This is a genomic window from Polaromonas sp. C04, assembly GCF_002002705.1.
In the GTDB taxonomy this organism is placed as follows: Bacteria; Pseudomonadota; Gammaproteobacteria; order Burkholderiales; family Burkholderiaceae_C; genus Rhodoferax_A.
In genome coordinates this window covers 15,630-35,300 of the sequence record NZ_MUNS01000031.1, presented here as the reverse complement: position 1 = coordinate 35,300, position 19,671 = coordinate 15,630, and the positions used below count along the sequence as shown (strand labels likewise).

The following is a 19,671-nucleotide window of genomic DNA, read 5'->3' as shown; positions in this document are numbered from 1 at the left end:
TTGGGCGCATTCAGCTATAAAATTCGTAGTAAAGCGCGGCATGGCCCGCGCTTTATTTTTTACAAGTTCAAACATCATGATTCAGATCACGCTCCCCGACGGCTCCCAACGCGACTTTCCCGGCCCGGTGACGGTGGCCGAAGTGGCGGCCTCGATCGGCGCCGGGCTGGCCAAGGCCGCGCTGGCCGGCAAGGTCGATGGCAAGGTGGTGGATACCAGCTACCGCCTGGACAAGGATGCTGCGCTGTCCATCATCACAGCCAAGGATGCCGATGGGCTGGAGGTGATCCGCCACTCGACCGCCCACTTGCTGGCCTATGCCGTGAAGGAGCTGTTTCCCGAGGCGCAGGTCACCATCGGCCCGGTGATCGAGAACGGTTTCTTCTATGACTTCTCGTACAAGCGCCCCTTCACGCTCGACGACCTGGCGGCGATCGAAAAGCGCATGGCGCAACTCGCCGCCAGGGACGAGCCCGTGACGCGCCGCGTGCTGCCGCGCGACGAGGCGGTGGCCTACTTCAAGAGCCTGGGCGAGCACTACAAGGCCGAGATCATCGCCAGCATTCCGGCCGGCGAGGACGTGTCGCTGTACCGCGAAGGCAGCTTCGAGGACCTGTGCCGCGGCCCGCACGTGCCGAGCACCGGCAAGCTCAGGTTTTTCAAGCTCATGAAGGTGGCCGGCGCCTACTGGCGCGGCGATCACCGCAACGAGATGTTGCAGCGCATCTACGGCACGGCCTGGGCCACCAAGGACGAACTGCAGCAGTACCTCACGATGCTGGAGGAGGCCGAGAAGCGCGACCATCGCAAGCTGGGCCGCGAACTCGACCTGTTCCATGTGGACGACCATGCGCCGGGCCTGGTGTTCTGGCACCCCAAGGGCTGGACGGTGTGGCAGGGCGTCGAGCAGTACATGCGCCGCGTCTACCAGGACAACGGCTACCAGGAGGTCAAGGGCCCGCAACTGCTCGACAAGAGCCTGTGGGAAAAAACCGGCCACTGGGACAAGTACCGCGAGAACATGTTCGTGACGGAATCGGAAAAGCGCGAATATGCGCTCAAGCCGATGAACTGCCCGGGCCACATCCTGATCTTCAAGCAGGGCATCAAGAGCTACCGCGACCTGCCGCTGCGCTATGGCGAATTCGGCCAGTGCCACCGCAACGAGCCCTCGGGCGGCCTGCACGGCATCATGCGTGTGCGCGGCTTCACGCAGGACGACGGCCACATTTTCTGCACCGAAGACCAGATCCTGCCGGAGTGCGTCGCCTACACCACACTCTTGCAAAAGGTCTACGCGGACTTCGGCTTCAAGAACATCATCTACAAGGTGGCCACGCGGCCCGAACAGCGCATCGGCTTCGACGAGGTCTGGGACAAGGCCGAGCACGCGCTGATCGAGTGCCTGCGCGCCTCGGGCTGCGACTTCGAGATTTCTCCGGGCGAGGGCGCCTTCTACGGCCCGAAGATCGAATACACGCTGAAAGACGCGATTGGCCGCCAGTGGCAATGCGGCACCATGCAGGTCGATTTCTCCATGCCCGAGCGGCTGGACGCCGAATATGTGGGCGAGGACGGCGCGCGGCATCGGCCCGTCATGCTGCACCGGGCCATCGTCGGCAGCCTGGAGCGCTTCATCGGCATCCTGATCGAAGAACACGCCGGCGCGCTGCCCACCTGGCTGGCGCCGGTGCAGGTTTCGGTGCTCAATATCACCGATGCGCAGGCCGAATATGCCCGCGACGTGGTCAAAGCGCTGAAAAATCAAGGGCTTAGGGCCGAACTGGATCTGCGCAACGAGAAAATTACGTATAAAATACGGGAGCATTCGATGCAAAAGCTGCCTTACATCCTGGTCGTGGGCGACAAGGAAAAGGCAGCAGGTGCCGTCGCAGTGCGCGCCCGGGGCAATGCTGACCTCGGCGTGATGTCCCTTGATGCGTTCGCGCAACGCATCGCCGGTGACATTGCCAACAAGCGTTGATTTGCAGAAGTGCAAAGGCTGATTTGAATAAAAACAGCCGCTTGTCCGCGTGGACTGTACGGTGTTAGCTACATTCTTTGTAGCAAATGATTTGAAGGATTTGAACTATCGCTACCGAATTTCGTGATCGTCGCCACCGCGAAGAGCGCAAACACCGCCTGAACCGTGAAATCATGGCCCCGGAAGTCCGTCTGTCCGGGCCCGAGAACGAGCCGCTGGGCATCGTCAGCCTGATGGAAGCGCTGCGCATGGCGGGCGAGCTGGACGTGGATCTGGTTGAAATTGTGGCCACGGCGAACCCGCCGGTCTGTCGTTTGATGGACTACGGCAAGTTCAAATATCAGGAACAGAAGAAGGCGGCAGACGCGAAGGCCAAGCAGACGGTCATCGAGATCAAGGAAATCAAATTCCGCCCCGGCACCGACGATGGCGACTACAACATCAAGATGCGCAACATCCGGCGCTTCCTGGCGGAAGGCGATAAATGCAAGATCACGCTGCGCTTTCGCGGCCGCGAGATCACGCACCAGGATATCGGCATGGCGCTGTTGCAGCGCATTCGCAACGAGTTGGTGGATCTGATCGTGGTCGAGCAGTTTCCCAAGCTCGAAGGGCGCCAGATGATCATGATGATCGCGCCGGCCAAGAAGAAGGCAGTGGCAAAGCCGGCAGCAGAGGCGCCGGCACAGCCCGCTGCCACGCAGCAGCAGCCGGTAGCGGCGCCGCAGACGGCGTCGACGTAAGGGATTTGCGGCTTGCCGGTCTGGTCACCGGTGAGTTGCCAAAAGTGGTGACTTCACACTCGCCACAAAAAGTGGCTCGGGGCCAACAAGTCTGCGATCGGTTTGCAGACGCCTCACGAGCACAACGAAGAAGGAGCATTCACATGCCCAAAATGAAGACCAAGAGCGGCGCGAAAAAGCGTTTCCGCGTTCGTCCCGGTGGCACCGTCAAGCGCGGTCAAGCCTTCAAGCGTCACATCCTGACCAAGAAGACCACCAAGAACAAACGCCATCTGCGGGGTTCCATCGCGGTGCATGAGACCAATATGGGTCACATGGCACAGATGCTGCCAGGCACTGGCATTTAACCAACGACGAACAAGGAGTACTCACATGCCTCGCGTCAAACGTGGTGTAACGGCTCGCGCCCGCCACAAAAAAGTTCTGACCCTTGCCAAGGGTTTCCGCGGCCGCCGCGGCAATGTCTTCCGCATCGCCAAAGAAGCGGTGATGAAGGCCGGGCAATATGCCTACCGCGACCGTCGCACCCGCAAGCGGGTGTTCCGTCAGCTCTGGATCGCCCGTATCAACGCCGCTGCGCGTGAATGCGGCCTGACCTACAGCCAGTTCGCCAACGGCCTGAAAAAGGCCGCGATCGAAGTCGACCGCAAGATGCTGGCCGACATCGCGGTGCACGACAAGGCCGCTTTTGCCAACATCGTGGAGCAGGTCAAGGCCAAGCTGGCTGCTTGAGTTCACGCGGGGTTGCTATCGCTTTGATAGCTTCCAGGGCAACGGAAACAAGGGCTGGAGCTTGAAAAGGCACTGGCCCTTTTTCATTGACAAGAGAATTTATGAACGAGTTGGATGCATTAGTCGAGAGCGCCAAAGCCGGCTTCGCGCAGGCCACCACCCCGGCCGACCTGGAAAACGCCAAGGCCCGGTTTCTGGGCAAATCCGGGCGCATCACCGAGCTGATGAAGGGCATGGCGGCGCTGGGCGTGGACGAGAAAAAGTCACGCGGCGCGGCCATCAACCTGGCCAAGCAGGCGATCGAGGCGGCCTTGAGCGCGCGGCGCCAGGCACTGCTGGATGCCGAGCTGCAGGCGCAGCTCAAGGCCGAGGCGCTGGACGTGAGCCTGCCGGGGCGCCAGCGCGGGCCCGGCGGTCTGCATCCGGTGTCGCTGACGCTGGAGCGCATCGAGGCGATCTTCGGCTCCATGGGCTTCGATGTGGCGCAAGGCCCCGAAATCGAATCCGACTGGTTCAACTTCACGGCGCTGAACACGCCCGAGGACCATCCGGCGCGCTCCATGCATGACACCTTTTATGTCGAAGGCGGCACCGAAGCGGCGCCGAATCTGCTGCGCACGCACACCAGCCCGATGCAGATCCGCTACGCGGTGCAGCATGTCAAAAAGCACCGCGCGCTGATCGAGGCCGGCGGTCGTATGCCCGAGGTTCGCGTCATTGCGCCGGGCCGCACCTACCGTGTGGACTCTGACGCCACCCATTCGCCGATGTTCCACCAGTGCGAAGGCCTGTGGATTGGCGAGAACGTGAGCTTCAAGGACCTCAAGGTCGTGTTCACGGACTTTTGCCGCACCTTCTTCGAGAGCGAGGATCTGGTGCTGCGTTTCCGCCCCAGCTTTTTTCCGTTCACCGAACCCAGCGCCGAGATCGACATCCAGTTCCAGCAGGGTCCGCTGGCCGGGCGCTGGCTCGAAGTCGCGGGCTCCGGCCAGGTGCACCCGAACGTGGTGCGCAACATGGGGCTGGACCCCGAGCGCTACATCGGCTTTGCCTTCGGCATGGGGCCGGACCGACTGACCATGCTGCGCTATGGCGTGAACGACCTGCGCCTGTTCTTTGACGGCGACATTCGTTTCCTGTCGCAATTTCAATAACAACAAGGGAACCCCAAGATGCAATTCCCGGAATCCTGGCTGCGCGAGTTCTGCAACCCGCCGCTCACCACACAGCAACTGGCCGAGACCCTGACCATGGCCGGGCTCGAGGTGGAGGAACTGAGGCCCGTCGCGCCGCCGTTCACCAAAATCGTGGTGGGCGAGATCAGGGAAGCGGTGCAGCACCCCGATGCCGATCGCCTGCGCGTGTGCCAGGTCGATGTGGGGCAGGGTGCGCTGCTGAACATCGTTTGCGGTGCGCCCAATGCGCGTGTCGGCATCAAGGTGCCGTGCGCGCTGGTGGGGGCCGAGTTGCCGCCCGGCGAAGACGGCAAACCCTTTGTGATCCGGGCAAGCAAGCTGCGCGGCGTGGAAAGCCAGGGCATGCTGTGCTCGGCGCGCGAACTCAAGCTGTCGGAGGACCATGGCGGCCTGCTGGAACTGGCCGCGAGCGCGACCGTGGGCCAGGACATCCGCCAGCACCTGGACCTCGACGACACGCTGTTCACGCTCAAGCTCACGCCCAATCTGGCGCATTGCCTGAGTATCTACGGCGTGGCGCGTGAAGTGTCGGCGCTGACCGGCGCGCCGCTCAAGACCCCGACCTTCCCGCCCGTGCCGGTGCGTCATCCCGACAAGCTGCCCGTCAAGATCAGCGCGCCCGATTTATGCGGCCGCTTCTCGGGTCGCATCGTGCGCAATGTCAATACCCAAGCCGCCACGCCGGCCTGGATGGTGGACCGTCTGGCGCGTTGCGGCCAGCGCAGCGTGACGGCCCTGGTCGACATTTCCAATTACGTGCTGTTCGAGTTCAGCCGCCCGACGCACATCTTCGATCTGGACAAAATCCATGGCGGGCTCGATGTGCGCTGGGGCCGGCCCGGCGAGCAGCTCAAGCTGCTGAACGGCAGCACCGTGACCGTGGACGACAAGGTCGGCGTGATCGCCGACGACCTGCAGCCCGAGTCGCTCGCCGGCATCATGGGCGGCGACGCCACGGCCGTGTCCGACGACACCCGCAATGTGTATGTGGAAGCCGCCTTCTGGTGGCCCAAGGCGGTGGCCGGGCGCTCGCGCCGCTACAACTTCTCGACCGAGGCCGGGCATCGCTTCGAGCGCGGTGTGGACCCGGGCCTGACGGTGGAGCACCTCGAGCGCATCACGCAGCTGATCATCGACATCTGCGGCGGCGAGGCCGGCCCCATTGATGATGCGCAGGTCAATCTGCCCCCACCGTCGCCCGTGACGCTGCGCGTGGCGCGCGCCGCCAAGATCCTCGGCATGCCGCTTGAGCAGGCGCAGTGCGCCGATGCACTGAAGCGCCTGGGGCTGCCGGTCGTGGCAGGCGAGGGCACGCTCACCGTGACGCCGCCCTCGTATCGCTTCGATCTGCAGATCGAGGAAGACCTGATCGAAGAGGTTGCGCGCATGGTTGGCTACAACAACCTGCCCACCACGCCGCCGCTGGCACCGATCACGGCCCGCGTCCGCCTGGAGGCACAGCGCAGCCCTTACGCGGTCCGCCGTGCGCTGGCGGGGCTGGGCTACCAGGAGACCATCAACTTCAGCTTCGTCGAAGAGCGCTGGGAACACGAGCTGGCCGGCAACCCGAATCCGATCAAGCTGCTGAATCCGATTGCAAGCCAGATGAGCGTCATGCGCTCGTCCTTGCTGGGCTCCCTGCTACAAGTTTTGAAGTTCAACCTGGATCGCAAGGCGGAGCGGGTGCGCGTGTTTGAGGTGGGCCGCGTGTTTTTGCGCGACGCATCGGTCAAGAGCACGGACACCACCGTCGAAGGTTTCGACCAGCCCATGCGCGTGGCGGCGCTGGCTTACGGCGGCGCCGACGCGCTGCAATGGGGCCGCAAAGAGCAGGGCGTCGATTTTTTCGACGTCAAAGGCGATATCGAAGCGCTGTTGGCGCCACGGCGCGCGACCTTCGAGCCCTCAGAGCATCCGGCCCTGCATCCGGGCCGCTGCGCCCGGGTGCGGGTGAATGGCGAGACCATCGGTTTTGTCGGCGAGCTGCACCCGAAATGGCGCCAGGGCTACAACCTGGCGCAGGCGCCCGTCCTGTTCGAGCTGGCGCTCGATGCCGTGCTGGCGCGTGAGGTGCCCGTGTTCAAGCCGGTGGCCAAATACCAGGCCGTGGTGCGCGACATTGCCGTGATCGTGCCAGAGAAGGTGACACACACCGCGCTCATCGAGGCCATCTACGCCGCCGCAACGGGTGGCTTGCTGCGCGGTGCCACCCTGTTCGACGTATACCGCCCCAAACAGTCCGGCGGCGGCATGAACGAGGGCGAGAAAAGCCTGGCGGTGCGCTTGACCCTCAACAGCAACGAGGCCACACTCGCCGACGAGCAGATCGAGGCGCAGGTGCAGGCCATCATTGCGCGGCTGATCAGCCAGTTTGGTGCCCGCCTGCGGGCCTGACCCCGTCTTTGAAAACCATAACAAGAAGTCCAGGAAAAAAACATCATGGAATTTGAAGTCGATAGCCTTGAGACCCCGGCCTTGACCAAGGCGCAGCTTGGGGAGTTGCTGTTCGAGCAGATCGGGCTGAACAAGCGCGAATCCAAGGACATGATCGACGCGTTTTTCAACCTGATGGCCGACAGCCTGGTCGAGGGCACGGACGTCAAGATCTCCGGTTTTGGCAATTTCCAGATTCGCACCAAGGCTCCGCGTCCCGGGCGCAATCCGCGCACCGGCGAGGCGATCCCGATCCAGGCGCGCCGCGTGGTGACCTTTCATGCCAGCCACAAGCTCAAAGAACAGATCCAGGGTGACCTGCCGGCGCCGGTGTGAACTAAAGCAACACTTGCGTCAATTCTGCGGAACGGGCCAGATGAGTCTTTACACCGCAAGCCGACTTAGAGTAACCTTGCAGGTTTCGCGCGTACCATATTGATTTCAATGGAGAAATCCCTCCCTCCCATTCCCGCCAAACGCTACTTCACCATCGGTGAGGTCGGCGACCTGTGTGGCGTCAAGCCGCACGTGCTACGGTATTGGGAGCAGGAGTTCACACAGTTGCGGCCCATGAAGCGGCGCGGCAACCGCCGTTACTACCAGCACCATGAGGTGCTGATGATCCGCCGCATCCGCGATCTGCTGTACGACCAGGGCTTCACCATCAGCGGCGCGCGCAACAAGCTGCAGGAACTGGTCCAGGTCGAGCGCGACAAACGCCGCAATGGCGAGGTCATGCTCGAAGGCGTCGAGGTGCTGGAGGTCGAGGACCCGGACTTTGTCGACTTCGAAGACAGCACCCCCGCCGAAGAGGACACGCTGGTCTCGCAAAAACTGCAACTGGTGCGCCGCGAACTGTTCGAAATCCGCGATCTTCTGTCCGTTGCGTACTGAGGGGCCGGTTATAATTTAAGGCTTGTCGGTGTGTGGCGCAGCCTGGTAGCGCACTTGCATGGGGTGCAAGGGGTCGAAGGTTCGAATCCTTTCACACCGACCATTAGGTAGTACAGAGGCCTCTAAGGAGAGATTCTTAGAGGCCTTTTCATTGGTAAATCAGTCACTTACGCTGCAATGGCGTACAAAGTGCGATATTGACAGTTACACCGAAGCGGGGGAACAATGGGGGGAACAAGTGGGGGTAAATCAGGGTTTGGGGGTGAATGTTCCCCCGTTTCCCTCTGTAGCCCCTGTTCCCCCTGGCCTTTGGAGGTGTTCCCCCATGCTGACCGATGCCGAATGCAGAAACGCTACCTGCCCACCTGAAAAGAGCCGGGCGCGGCTGGCCTGTTCCGGCGGGCTGTACCTTGAAGTCAGTCCGGCAGGATCAAAACGCTGGTTCTGGAAATACCGCAAAGACGGCAAAGAGGGCCGGATGGCACTGGGCAGCTACCCGGACATTGGCCCCAAGGATGCGCGCAAAGCCCGCGATGCTGCAAAGCTGGAAAAATCCAAAGGGCGCGACCCGGTGCAAGTTCGCAAGGTGGAAAAGCTGAAAACCCTTACCCCGGCGGCCAATACCTTCAAGGCCACAGCGCTGGAATGGTACGAACAAAAATCAGGCAGTTGGAGCAGTCACTACGCCATCCGGGAAAAGCGCAACCTCGAAAAAGACCTGTTTCCATTCTTTGCAGACCGGCGCATCGGAGACATTGAAGCTATCGAGCTGCTGGCCGTGATCCGGCGCGTAGAGGAACGCGGGGCGCTTGATGTGGCCCACCGGGTATTGACCACGGCGGGGCAGGTATGGCGCTACGCAGTGGCCACGGGGCGGGCAGTGCGCGACGTGACACCAGACATTCGGGGCGCACTCAAGCCCCACCACGGCAAACACTTTGCAGCCACCACCGACCCGGTGAAGCTGGGCGAATTGATCCGCACTATCCGGGGCTACCAAGGCGGGCCGATTGTGCGGGCGGCGCTGCAACTGGCGCCCATACTGTTTCAGCGACCCGGCGAACTGCGGGCGGCGGCATGGGCTGAAATTGATCTTGATGCGGCGCTGTGGACTATCCCGGCGGCCCGCATGAAACGGCGCAAAGAGGGCAAGGAAAACGGTGATCCCCACCTTGTCCCGCTACCGACCCAGGCCGTGGAAATTCTGCGCAAGCTGCATCCGCTGACCGGACACGGGGCTTTGGTGTTTCATGGCGAGCGCAGCCACGACCGGCCTATCAGTGACAACACCTTGCGGGCGGCACTACTGACGTTGGGTTATGGACCTGACGTGCAGAGCGTGCATGGTTTCAGGGCTACGGCGCGCACCCTGCTGGCTGAGGTGTTGGACTTTGACCCGCTGGTAATCGAGGCGCAGCTTGCCCATGCGGTGAAGGATGCGAACGGGCGGGCCTATAACCGTACGCAGTACCTGAAACACCGGGCAGACATGATGCAAAAGTGGGCAGATTATTTGGACAAGCTGGCCGCCGGGGCTGACGTGATCCAGTTCAAAGCGGCATAACAGTTTTAAGCCACGCCTAGCTATCGGCTGATCCCCGATGGTGAAAACCGGGACACCCTGACCCGGCGGCGCTGGTTTTCTTATCGGGGCGCGAGACAGGGGGATGCGGATGGGCCTGCTTAAATTTGATGCGCGTGTCATGATGATCGAGCAAATCACAGGGTTGCCGCACGCAGATGCGGAGGTATTGGCAAAAAAGGAAATCATGAAGGAGTTGGAAGCGCTGGAAGCGCAGACCGAAAAGCCTCTTAACACCCGTGAGCGGGACACTCTGTTAAGGCTGCTAATCGGTATGGCGGTAAAGGGCTACAGCCATGATCCAGCGGCGGCAAAAAGCAATGCGCCTAAAGAGATAGCGGACGACCTCGCAAGCCTTGGTATGAGCGTTTCTGATGACACCGTGCGCAAGTATCTGAAACAAGCGGCGGAAACCGTACTGCCCGCGAAGCCGCGCCAGTCATAGCGAAAAACCGAATTCGGGAAGATCAAACCGAATTCAGGCATACAGAAACTCAAAGCCACGACATTCACCCTAATCGCTAGCAACCGCCAGCGGGAGATAAAAGGGGTTAGCAATGTCCATTTACAGAATGCCAGCCGTCAAGGCTGAAACCGGGCACCGTAGTCACGCCAGCATTTACAACGCTATCAAGGTCGGGCTTTTCACAAAACCCGTGCCCATTGGTCAGAGGTCGGTCGGGTGGCCGTCGGAGGAAGTGCAGGCCATCAACGCGGCGCGTATCGCGGGCAAGTCCGAAGCCGAGATTCGGGAACTGGTAAACCGACTTCATGCGAAGCGGGCCGAGATGGCCACGGTTTAAGGGGCGCGCCATGGACACCACAAAAGGCAACGGGCTGACCGCTGGTAACAGTCAACCCGCCAAGACACTCACGAAACACGTCACCGATTCTATAGAAAATGCCAGCGTATTGACAGCCATGTCAAAGTTAGGTGCGCTGTGTGGCGGCTGCTCCAGACCATTCACGGCGGAGCGCAAGGCTAAATCGCTGGTCGGAGTACCGGACAAAGCCGTGTGCTTTATCTGCGCCACGTGCCGCGATGCATTGGCCAAGCATGGCTTGCAGGGGCTGCCTCACGCGCTTGAAGATAGGCTGACGGCCGCACGGGCGGATTACATCGCATCGCAAGTATGGGCCGAGCGCCTTATGCCTGGTGCCAAGTGCGGCAACTGCGGCAAGCTGTTTTCACCTGCCCGCAAGCCCGGCGGCGTAGTGCGCTTGTTGAATCCATCCGGCGAGGGCCATTGTTTTTCGTTTTACAAGCTCTGTCGCGCATGCTACAGGGCAGCACACAAGCACGGCAGAGGCGGGATTCCGAACGCTACAGAGGACGCAAGGCTAGCCGCGTTGACGACGATTACTACAGGGGGTATGCAATGAGCGGCCCCATGTCACCTATCGTGGTGCCTTCACCGCCGCACGTCATTCATGCAAGCATCTTCCCAACCGTCCGCGCCGACGTGCTCGAACGCCACGATCTGACGTGGCCCGACCTTGTTGCCTGCTGCATCAATCCGCCCGAGTACCCAACTAAAGCAGCTTGCCCGCTTATCAAGCTCGCGAAATTCGGAGATGAGCGCACTGCGCGCGGGTCATTGCGGCACGATGCCAACGTCATTGCCATCTCGGGCATCGAGGGGGATTACGACGCCGGCCAGGTGTCGCCCGAATCAGCCGCTTTGTTCCTCAAGTTGGCCGGAATCCGCGCCGTCATCTATACCACCCCGTCGCATAGCCCCGACGCGCCCCGCTGGCGCGTCCTTGCGCCACTGTCGCGCGAGTATGAACCGGCGGCACGGCGCGAGCTGCTGGGCCGCCTGAATGGGGCCTTGGGTGGCATCCTCGCGCATGAATCGTTCACCTTGTCACAGACCTATTACGTTGGCCGCGTGACGGGCGTTCCGTTCGAGGCGCATCTGATCGGCGGCGCGTGCATCGACTTGGTTTCCGATCTGGTGCCTATATTCCCACTAACCGACATGGCCGACGCGGCCCGGCAGGTAGAGCCACGTGAGGCAACGCCGGAAGTGCTTGCCGATTTGCGCAGCGCCCTCCAAGTGATACCGGCGGATGATTACTATGACTGGATCAGCATTGGGCAGGCGCTCGCGTGCCTCGGCGACGTTGGGTTTGTCCTGTGGGCCGAATGGTCGGCGACCTCGTCCAAGCACAAGCCTGACGACCTTGCACGCTGGACAACATTTACCGGCGAAAGAACGGGTTTTGCTGCCGTGTTTGCTCGGGCGCAGCGGGCAGGGTGGCAGAACCCCCGGCGAGGTATCGACACAGCGCAGGCGTTCGGCCAGCCTGGGCAGGTAATTCCGCCGCGCGCCGCATCAAGGTATGGCTGGCAACTTGCGCCGTTCGAGGTCGAAGCCGATCCTGATCTTTCACACGATCAAATGGCCCTCGACCTCTCCCTGGCCGGATGGTCACGGGATGCACGCTTTGTCCCTGCCTGGGGCCGCTGGCTATTTTGGGATGGCGTGCTCTGGGAACTTGACGCACGTATGCGCCATATGACCATGACGCGCGAATTCCTACGCGCCAAAGCCGCCTTGCTGAAACAGTGGGCCGAACACAAGGCATCGACGTTGCCCAACCCCGATGACGCCGACAGGCTCATTGCGGCAATGAAGCGCAAAGCGGCCGATCTGCGCCAAGCGTCCTTCGCGGCAAGCGTGGAATTGACAGCCCGCAGCAATGTCGACCTTGTTGCCGGTGTCGAACAATTCGATGCCGACCTGGATATGTTGGGCACGCCCACCGGCACTGTGGACTTGAAAACCGGGGCAGTGCGCCCGCCTGATCGAGGCGACTACATCACCAAGAGCGTATCGGTCGATCCCGCACCAGCGGGAACCGATGCACCGCTGTGGCGGGCATTCCTCGATCAAGTGTTTTCCGGTGACGCTGAAATGATTGCGTTCATTCAGCGCGCGGCAGGGTATGCACTCACAGGGCACACGCGGGAACAAAAATTACTCTTCCTCTACGGAAATGGCGCCAACGGGAAATCAGTGTTCCTGAACACGCTGCAATGGCTGCTGCATGAATATGCCCGCCGCGCGCCCGCCTCGTTGTTCCTCGATAGCCGAAACGAAAGCCATCCAACCAACCTGGCAGGTTTGCGGGGGGCACGGCTTGTCGTCAGTAGCGAATTACCGCCGGGGAAATCGTGGGATGAAGCGGTAATTAAGGACTTGACCGGCGGCGACACTGTAACGGCTCGCCTCATGCGGCAGGATTTTTTCGAATACACGCCGCAGTTCACGCTCTTGATTGCAGGCAACCACCAGCCGACGTTCCGGTCGATCGATGAAGCAATCCGCCGCCGCGTCTTGCTGGTGCCGTTCAATGTGACGATTCCGCAGGAAAAGCGCGATCCGCAACTATCCGAAAAGCTCAAAGCAGAAGGGCCTGCCATTTTGCGGTGGTGCATCGATGGTGCGGTCGCGTGGTACCGGGAAGGCTTGAAACCGCCGGCAAGCGTCGAGGCCGCATCAGCCGACTACCTGGACGGCGAAGACCTCGTGGGCGAATTCCTCGACGAATGCACAGTCGGCATGCACGGGGGCAGTGTGCAAACGCATGATCTCTATCAACGCTTTAGATCGTGGTGCGGCATGCGCGGAATGCATTCGCCCTGGTCGCAACGCGCAATGACCCTCGCCCTGAAAGAGCGTGGCCTGCCGGTGACGCGCAAGAAAGAGGGCGCGCTGCTCCTGGATCGCCAATTGAAGCAGCCATGGGAACACGCACCGGTCGCGCTCGTGAGGGGGTGACGCTGAAATCTGCCGTAACTGCTGGCGCTGCCCGGCAACTTGCACGGGGCAAAACTGCCGGCGATGACGCTTGATGACGCTTCCCCCCTTATCTACCGTATATGTGAAATTGAGAAGTTATTTGCAGACGATAGATATAGGAATAAGCGTCATCAAGTGTCACCAGGACCGATTTTTAAAATTATGGGAAATTATGAAATGTGTGCAACTGCCCCACGCACGCGCACGCGAGAGAGGAAATTATGATTAACTGGGATGCCCGCTTATTGCAAATTGCTGAGGAACACCCGGACGCGCCCGGCAGGGCTGGTGAACTATTGCGCGCCCGGCTCGCCCGACAAGCGACCCACGTCGTTACTCATGATCTACACCTTGCGCATGCGCGCGCACGCGAGGCGGTGGTAACTGGCACGCGTCTATCTCTGCGGTGTGGCGCGCTGCTGCTGAAAGCGCCCGCTGGTGAGGTTGCCCACCTTTTGCGCCATGCGGGCATCACGCCCCAGGCCGGCGAGAATTACATGCACCTCGCGTCTGAGTTTGCCGACCTGCGCAAGACCTGCGAGCGCCGCAATGGGCGCATCAGCGAAAACGATGCACTCCATTCTTTGCGGGGCGACCCCGAGGCCAGATCACCCGACCCAGTGGCCGACCTACTGCGGCTGGTGGCCCTGTTGCTCAATGAAGGGGTTTGTAATGTCGCCCGCTGATTCGACGCTTGCCCTTGACAAGCACATTTTGAAAGTGCGCCTTGCTGCTCACCGTGGCCGGGCAATCGTCGATATTCGATACTTCTATCAGCCAGCCAACGGCGGTCCGCTAAAGCCCGGCCTGCGCGGTGTCACGCTGCCTGCGGGCTACCTACCTGAAATTATCGAGGCACTGGAGCAGCTGAAGGCGCAGATGGTTCATGATGGCGCGCTGGAATATACAGGGGAAGGCAATCCGCCCAAGTATCATCCCCACGTATACCCGACCGACTTTTGACCCCCGCACGACTTCGCTCGACTTCGCGCGCGCGCGAGTAGGGCGTAGTATTCGGCCGATCACTGAATCGGCTCTGTGAAAACCGGTTCATTTTTGTCAGGCCGTGATGTCGGGGTGTTATGTTCAAAAGAATTCTGGTTTTTGTCTGTTTTTGCTTTGTCTTCAGTGGCACATGCTTGGCTGGGGAAAAGGCGTGGTATCCGAAGGCGACAGACAGTTGCGCATCGTTCAACGCTGAACGAGGGACAGCGTTGTGGCGTGATTCCAGAATTTTGAATTTGAAGTCAGGAATTGAAGCGACCTTGTCAAAGGTTGCTTCGGACGTGGCAGCGTTTGAGGGGGTCGCTCCCGCTAAAGACGACAAGCGTGTGGACGATGTCACGGCCACAATACTTCTGTCCGCGTATTGCGATAATCATGGTTCGATGAAACTTGGCGATGTAAATCCATCGGAAGTAGTCATGGGGGCTACCGGTGACCTAAATAATCCGGCGAATGAGTCAAACATGGCAATCATCTACTGGTACCAAAACAATATTGGGCTGTGTGGAAGTGATGTCGAATGCTTAAGAATCGCGTCGAGCTACAAAGCTCATGCCAGGTTGTGCAACACGGGTAACCACCATCAGGCGTGCACGGACCTAAAGCGCGATCGTAAAAAGTGGGATTTAAGAAAAAGTGTCTTATCGGTTTCATCGAACGATAGTGCATTGAATCAGTGGGTGACTCAGAGCCTTGCATGGTGCGGAACAAATGCCGATTGCACAACAATTGTTAAGAGCTACCAGGCGCACGCCATATCTTGCGCTGCGGGCAGCAAGCAAGCATGTATTGATAAAGACCGAGACCTGAAAGACTGGACCGCCATTGGGGCAAATTCGCCATCAAACCCTCAGACGGCGTCTAAAGGTTCGATGATGCAATGCCTTCAAGACGCTTTGAAAAAAGCGGTCGAGAATTGCAGGCAACAGAATTGTCCAAACGAAGTTATTCCGCAGGTTGTCCGAGTGGCGCAACAGGCGCAATGTGGCTATTCCGCGATTGAAGCTGAGAAACCAATTTACCCTGTCCGGCCTCAACTGCCGGCAATATCGAACTGCACCTCAACACCAATGGTCGGGGGCGGGTTCACTACGGATTGCACCCAGGACTAAGCACGCCTCGCGCGCAAATTAGTGCGGACCTTTTTTTACAGCGCGGTCGGAGATGGGGGTCCGCAGAAAAAACGCCCCGTCCCTCAGTCCCCCTAGCGTGGTCCCGGAGTTAGCTGCAAGCGCCCCACCCCCTCACGCATGGGCATAGGTACCCCCCACCGCCGGCAGTACCGGCACTGGCGGCAGTCATAGCGAAGCACCACAGCAGGTTACTCGGGCCATCCTACGCGGCGGGCTGGGTTAGCAAGGCGTGGCAATCAAGCGACGGCCTGATCTTTTTTCGATAAGCTAATAGTCAGTGGCGGGGCTGAGTTTTCAGAGCCCCAAAGCGGGGGTATCGAAGGCAAAGCGGGGGAACAAATGGGGGAACAAAATGAATATCTCAAAAGTGAAACCTAGCATTCATGCGGTCTGCAAGACATCTTTCAAGCGGTTTCACACGACCATAATTGACGGGGGTTAGCCGGTAAATACCTGCTAGCCCCTTTGTCTTTTCTGGATTGCGTGGGAACCCTATGGAAACGTTTCGCGGTCTGGGTCTGATGCAGCTCTGCTGCCCCGGCAACAGTCTCTTGAGCGGCAGACTCTTTTTGGCGCGGCCATGGGCCGTTCGGGCCTTGCTGGCGGCGCTCCTGGTTTCCCTGGCTGCGTGCGGCAGCCTGCCGGAGCGGCCCGCGGTGCGCGAGTCATCCACGGCCATCCCGGCGTCCAGCGCCACTGCCCTGGGGCGGATCGCCGCCCAATACCCAGCGGAGCAGGAGCAGTCGGGGCTGCGCCCGTTGCCACAATCCGTATTTGCGCTGGACACCCGGCTGGAGCTGATCCGGCGGGCTCAAGCGTCGCTCGACCTGCAGTACTACCTGCTCGGCAACGACCAAACCGGGCGCCTCATCCTGCGCAGCCTGCGCAACGCGGCCCAGCGCGGCGTGCGCGTGCGCCTGCTGCTTGATGATCTCTATACCGCTCCTCTGGACCCGCTGCTGCTCGGGCTGGCCAGCTACCCCAACGTCGAGATCCGGCTGTTCAACCCGTTCACCTTCGCCCACAGCAACCCGCTGTGGCGCAACCTGAATTTCCTCACGGACTTCAAGCGGTTGAACCACCGCATGCACAACAAGCTGTTCCTGGCCGATGGTGCCATGGCCCTGGTGGGCGGACGCAACCTTGCCGACGAGTACTTTCTGCGCAGCTCACAAGCGAACTTCGTGGACTTCGACCTGCTGGCCACGGGCCCGGTGGTGCACGAGTTGTCGCAGATCTTCGACACCTACTGGAACAGCAACGAGGTCTACCCGCTGCGCGCCATCGTGCAAACACCCGAGAGTGCGCAAGACCTGCGGCAAAAATTCGATGCCGCCGTGCGGCCGGAACTGGCACCGCGGCCCCACGACGTGCCCGCGGCCGATATCTACGGCGAGCCGCCACTGGGCGTGGAAATCGACCGCGGGCAGCTTCATTTCATCAAGGCCTGGGCCAGCGCCTACGCGGATCCCCCGTCCAAGGCCGATCCCGGGCAGGCGCCGGCCAACGCTCCCGCGCTGCTGATCCGCAAGTACGTCGAGCAGGTGCAGGCGGCGCGCTCCGAGATCCTGATCTCCTCGCCCTACTTCATTCCCGGGCCACTCGGCATGGCGCATCTGCGTGAAGCGCGCAGGCACAACGTGGCGATCCGGGTCGTGACCAACTCCCTGGACGCCAGCGACGAGCCGGTGGTCGATTCGAGCTACCGGAACTACCGCGTCGGCATGTTGCGCATGGGGGTCGAGCTGTATGAGCTCAGCCCGCACGAAATCCGGCGCAGCAAACTATATCGGGCGCCGTTCAGCTCCTCGCGCGGCGCGCTGCATGCCAAGCTGACGCTGATCGATGGGAAGACGGTTTTGGTGGGCTCGATGAATCTGGATCCACGTTCGGCCTACCTCAACACCGAACTGGGCGTCATGGTCCGCAGCCCCGAGCTGGCTCGGCAGATCCGCAGCGCGTTCGACTTCCACGACGCGGGAGGGGTCTACCGCGTCGAGCTCAAACCCGACGGCACCGACCTGCAATGGGTGGGTACGGGCGAGGACGCGGGCAAGGTGCTGGACAGCGAGCCGGGCAGCAGCCCCTTCATGAGCCTGCGCCTGTGGCTCGATCAGCACCTGGTGTCCGAAGGCATGCTCTGAATCCTCCACACCAAAATCATCATTGACCTGTTGCTTGTCGTTGCCGCATTGCTGGTCGCCATCGTCGCGGCGAACTGGACCGCGCACCGGCCGCCGCCGTGGCCGATTTCTTGCCGGCGCAGTGAGCGGTTGCCGAAAAGCGTGGTGGCCGTCGCTGGCGATCAGTTCCTGTTTTCCCTGTCCCGTTCCTGCGGCCCGGGCCTGTTCCTTTCCTGGCCCTGGTTCTGCGGCTCGGGGCGAGCCCGCTGCGGCTCGGCGGCCGGCCGCGCGGCCTGCGGCTGACGTTGCTGTTCCGGCTGCATGCGTGGCGCTTCAGGCGGCCGCTGCATGGGCTGCTGCCCGGGGGCCTGCCTCTGGGGCTCGGCTTGGGGACGCTGCGCTTGCGGCGGCTGTGGCTGCGCCATGCGCGTCTGTGGACGCTGCTGTTCGGCCTGGGGGCGTTGCTCGGCCTGGGGCCGTTGCTGTTCGGTCTGGGGCCGTTGCGTTTGCGTTGGCGGTTCGGCCATGCGCTGCTGCGGACGTTGCTGCTGCTGTTGCTGCTGTGTCCGCGACGCCGGGGTCGGCGCCTGCTGCTGGAATTGCTGCCGGCTTACAGCCTCACGGGGCTGGTAGCGATAGTCGCTGGAGCGAATCGACCGCTGCTGCGCTACGTCCCGGGGATAGCGTGCACCTGAATACTGGCGCTGGTAGCTCGGCAGCGGCGCCGCTGCGGGGACGGCCCTTCGGTTCCACTGGTCCCATCCGGCCCGTTGCCGTTGCCAGTCGCCGCCCCAGCGCTCGCCCCAGCGGGGCGGCGCATCGGCCGCCCAGCCGCGGAAGTAGGACGGAGGATTGCGGTAGTAGCGCACGGGAATGCGCAGCACAAACAGCGGCACGTACTCGGGATCGATGGCCTGCCACGGCCCGTTGTACCAGCCGCTCGAATACCAGTTGTCATCCCGGAACACCCAGTACAGGCCGTCATAGAAGAAGTAGTTCGTACTCGCGCGCGGATCGTAATAAACGGGATAGCCCGGCATACGGACCAGCTGCGGATACACCGGCACGTTGATGCCGATGCTGACCCCAACGCTGACCTGGGCCTCGACGGGGGTGACCGCGCCCAGCAGCAGCGGCAATGCAAGAAGCAGATAGCGCATTTTCGTTTTCTCCTGTGTTCAAAAAAAGCGATGACCACAGCCTCAGCTTGCGTGTGGGCGCCGCGCCTGTCAGTTCGCTGCCGCACATAGCCGTTGTCTTGCGGCGAGCCCGGCAACGCCAGGGCTGGCTTGCGCCGCCGCGCCTCAGCGCACCAGAATGGAGGCGATCCCGGTGGCGCAGGCGATCAGGGTGACGACGGCCGCCGCGGAGATCGCGATCGCGGGCGGCCCGACCACGCCCCGGCGATTCAACAAGTGCCGGCGCCGCCACGCGCCATAAAGCACGGCGGCGCCCGCCGCGACCAGCAGCACGAAGGCGAGGATGGTGATCGGGGCGTCCCGGCTCGCCCAGCCCGAGCGCAGCGCCAGCAGGGCGTTGGCCAGCACCGCCAGGCCGGTGCGGTTCCACGCCAGCGCCGTGCGCTCGGCCTGCAGTCCGGGGTCCCGCGGCCGCAGCGCCTCGGCGTGCGGGTGAGTCACGCCTGCAGTACCAGCAACAGCGCAATCACCGTGGCGATGCCGAGCAGGGCGACGGAAATCAGCGGGATGGCCATGGTGCCCGGCAGCCTGCGTGCGTGGCGCATCGCGATTTCGTTGGCACGCCAGCGCACATAGGCCATCGCGCAAAGCACGGCGGCCAGTGCGCCAAAGATGATGGCGAGAATCACGACCACGATATGCGGGCCCAGCTTGGTGGAGAACTGGTCGAGCAGGACGCCGCCGGCCAGCAGTGCCAGCGCGGTGCGGATCCAGGCCAGGAAGGTGCGCTCGTTGGCCAGTGAAAACCGGTAATCCGGCTCCTCGCCCTCTTGACGCCATTGGGGTTCGCGCATTCAGTGTTCCTTCCTTTGGGGGGGCATTTTACCCAGCGCATAAG

General features: G+C 61.6%; 20 protein-coding genes and 1 tRNA gene. 18 read left to right on the top strand and 3 right to left on the bottom strand.

Annotated features, from left to right (window positions below; genetic code table 11):
* Positions 1 to 76: 76 nt before the first annotated feature.
* The 18 genes from thrS (at position 77) to B0E49_RS10910 (ending at position 17,655) form a co-directional block, all read left to right on the top strand.
* Positions 77 to 1,984 (top strand): threonine--tRNA ligase, encoded by a 1,908-nt coding sequence (gene thrS / locus B0E49_RS10980; RefSeq protein WP_077562249.1) that lies wholly within the window; start codon positions 77 to 79, stop codon positions 1,982 to 1,984.
* 107 nt (positions 1,985 to 2,091) lie between these two features.
* Complete coding sequence (infC, locus tag B0E49_RS10975; protein ID WP_077562248.1) at positions 2,092 to 2,727, top strand: translation initiation factor IF-3; 636 nt, start codon at positions 2,092 to 2,094, stop codon at positions 2,725 to 2,727.
* Between the two features lie 143 nt (positions 2,728 to 2,870).
* Entirely contained in the window at positions 2,871 to 3,074 is a 204-nt protein-coding gene (gene rpmI / locus B0E49_RS10970) for a 50S ribosomal protein L35 (protein WP_077562247.1), read from the top strand.
* A gap of 25 nt (positions 3,075 to 3,099) precedes the next feature.
* Positions 3,100 to 3,459 (top strand): 50S ribosomal protein L20, encoded by a 360-nt coding sequence (gene rplT, locus B0E49_RS10965; protein WP_077562246.1) that lies wholly within the window; start codon positions 3,100 to 3,102, stop codon positions 3,457 to 3,459.
* A 101-nt stretch (positions 3,460 to 3,560) separates the two neighbouring features.
* Complete coding sequence (pheS, locus tag B0E49_RS10960) at positions 3,561 to 4,613, top strand: phenylalanine--tRNA ligase subunit alpha (protein ID WP_077562245.1); 1,053 nt, start codon at positions 3,561 to 3,563, stop codon at positions 4,611 to 4,613.
* Between the two features lie 18 nt (positions 4,614 to 4,631).
* Positions 4,632 to 7,049: a phenylalanine--tRNA ligase subunit beta gene (gene pheT, locus B0E49_RS10955; protein WP_077562244.1), complete on the top strand. Its 2,418-nt coding sequence runs from the start codon at positions 4,632 to 4,634 to the stop codon at positions 7,047 to 7,049.
* Positions 7,050 to 7,094: 45 nt separating this feature from the next.
* On the top strand, positions 7,095 to 7,424 hold the full coding sequence (locus B0E49_RS10950; protein WP_077562243.1) for an integration host factor subunit alpha: 330 nt from the start codon (positions 7,095 to 7,097) through the stop codon (positions 7,422 to 7,424).
* 108 nt (positions 7,425 to 7,532) lie between these two features.
* Positions 7,533 to 7,982: a MerR family transcriptional regulator gene (locus B0E49_RS10945; protein WP_077562242.1), complete on the top strand. Its 450-nt coding sequence runs from the start codon at positions 7,533 to 7,535 to the stop codon at positions 7,980 to 7,982.
* Between the two features lie 26 nt (positions 7,983 to 8,008).
* Positions 8,009 to 8,085: transfer RNA gene (locus B0E49_RS10940), tRNA-Pro, on the top strand.
* A gap of 222 nt (positions 8,086 to 8,307) precedes the next feature.
* Positions 8,308 to 9,546 carry a tyrosine-type recombinase/integrase gene (locus B0E49_RS10935; RefSeq protein WP_077562241.1) on the top strand — a complete coding sequence of 413 codons (1,239 nt, stop codon included), beginning with the start codon at positions 8,308 to 8,310 and terminating at the stop codon, positions 9,544 to 9,546.
* 109 nt (positions 9,547 to 9,655) lie between these two features.
* Positions 9,656 to 10,009 (top strand): hypothetical protein, encoded by a 354-nt coding sequence (locus B0E49_RS10930; protein ID WP_077562240.1) that lies wholly within the window; start codon positions 9,656 to 9,658, stop codon positions 10,007 to 10,009.
* A 112-nt stretch (positions 10,010 to 10,121) separates the two neighbouring features.
* Positions 10,122 to 10,367: a helix-turn-helix transcriptional regulator gene (locus B0E49_RS10925; protein ID WP_077562239.1), complete on the top strand. Its 246-nt coding sequence runs from the start codon at positions 10,122 to 10,124 to the stop codon at positions 10,365 to 10,367.
* A 10-nt stretch (positions 10,368 to 10,377) separates the two neighbouring features.
* Positions 10,378 to 10,947 (top strand): hypothetical protein, encoded by a 570-nt coding sequence (locus B0E49_RS20525; protein WP_168175043.1) that lies wholly within the window; start codon positions 10,378 to 10,380, stop codon positions 10,945 to 10,947.
* Positions 10,948 to 10,955: 8 nt separating this feature from the next.
* Positions 10,956 to 13,352, top strand: coding sequence for a phage/plasmid primase, P4 family (locus tag B0E49_RS10920; RefSeq protein ID WP_168175042.1), 2,397 nt, complete (start codon positions 10,956 to 10,958; stop codon positions 13,350 to 13,352).
* A gap of 242 nt (positions 13,353 to 13,594) precedes the next feature.
* Positions 13,595 to 14,059, top strand: coding sequence for a hypothetical protein (locus tag B0E49_RS20520; RefSeq protein ID WP_168175041.1), 465 nt, complete (start codon positions 13,595 to 13,597; stop codon positions 14,057 to 14,059).
* A complete protein-coding gene (locus B0E49_RS20515; protein WP_168175040.1) occupies positions 14,046 to 14,336 on the top strand; it encodes a PC4/YdbC family ssDNA-binding protein in 291 nt (96 codons plus the stop codon). The genes B0E49_RS20520 and B0E49_RS20515 overlap by 14 nt, the downstream gene beginning before the upstream one ends.
* Before the next feature lie 119 nt (positions 14,337 to 14,455).
* Positions 14,456 to 15,490, top strand: coding sequence for a hypothetical protein (locus B0E49_RS20185; protein WP_144264528.1), 1,035 nt, complete (start codon positions 14,456 to 14,458; stop codon positions 15,488 to 15,490).
* A gap of 515 nt (positions 15,491 to 16,005) precedes the next feature.
* Positions 16,006 to 17,655: a phospholipase D family protein gene (locus tag B0E49_RS10910; protein WP_286137931.1), complete on the top strand. Its 1,650-nt coding sequence runs from the start codon at positions 16,006 to 16,008 to the stop codon at positions 17,653 to 17,655.
* Positions 17,656 to 17,816: 161 nt separating this feature from the next.
* Here B0E49_RS10910 and B0E49_RS10905 read toward each other — a convergent pair whose 3' ends face one another.
* From B0E49_RS10905 to B0E49_RS20695, 3 genes are all read right to left on the bottom strand, one after another.
* On the bottom strand, positions 17,817 to 18,794 hold the full coding sequence (locus tag B0E49_RS10905) for a hypothetical protein (RefSeq protein WP_077562236.1): 978 nt from the start codon (positions 18,792 to 18,794) through the stop codon (positions 17,817 to 17,819).
* A gap of 144 nt (positions 18,795 to 18,938) precedes the next feature.
* Complete coding sequence (locus B0E49_RS20700; protein WP_217349237.1) at positions 18,939 to 19,274, bottom strand: DUF202 domain-containing protein; 336 nt, start codon at positions 19,272 to 19,274, stop codon at positions 18,939 to 18,941.
* Entirely contained in the window at positions 19,271 to 19,627 is a 357-nt protein-coding gene (locus tag B0E49_RS20695; RefSeq protein ID WP_217349236.1) for a YidH family protein, read from the bottom strand. Before B0E49_RS20695 ends, B0E49_RS20700 begins: the two co-directional genes overlap by 4 nt.
* Positions 19,628 to 19,671: the final 44 nt, after the last annotated feature.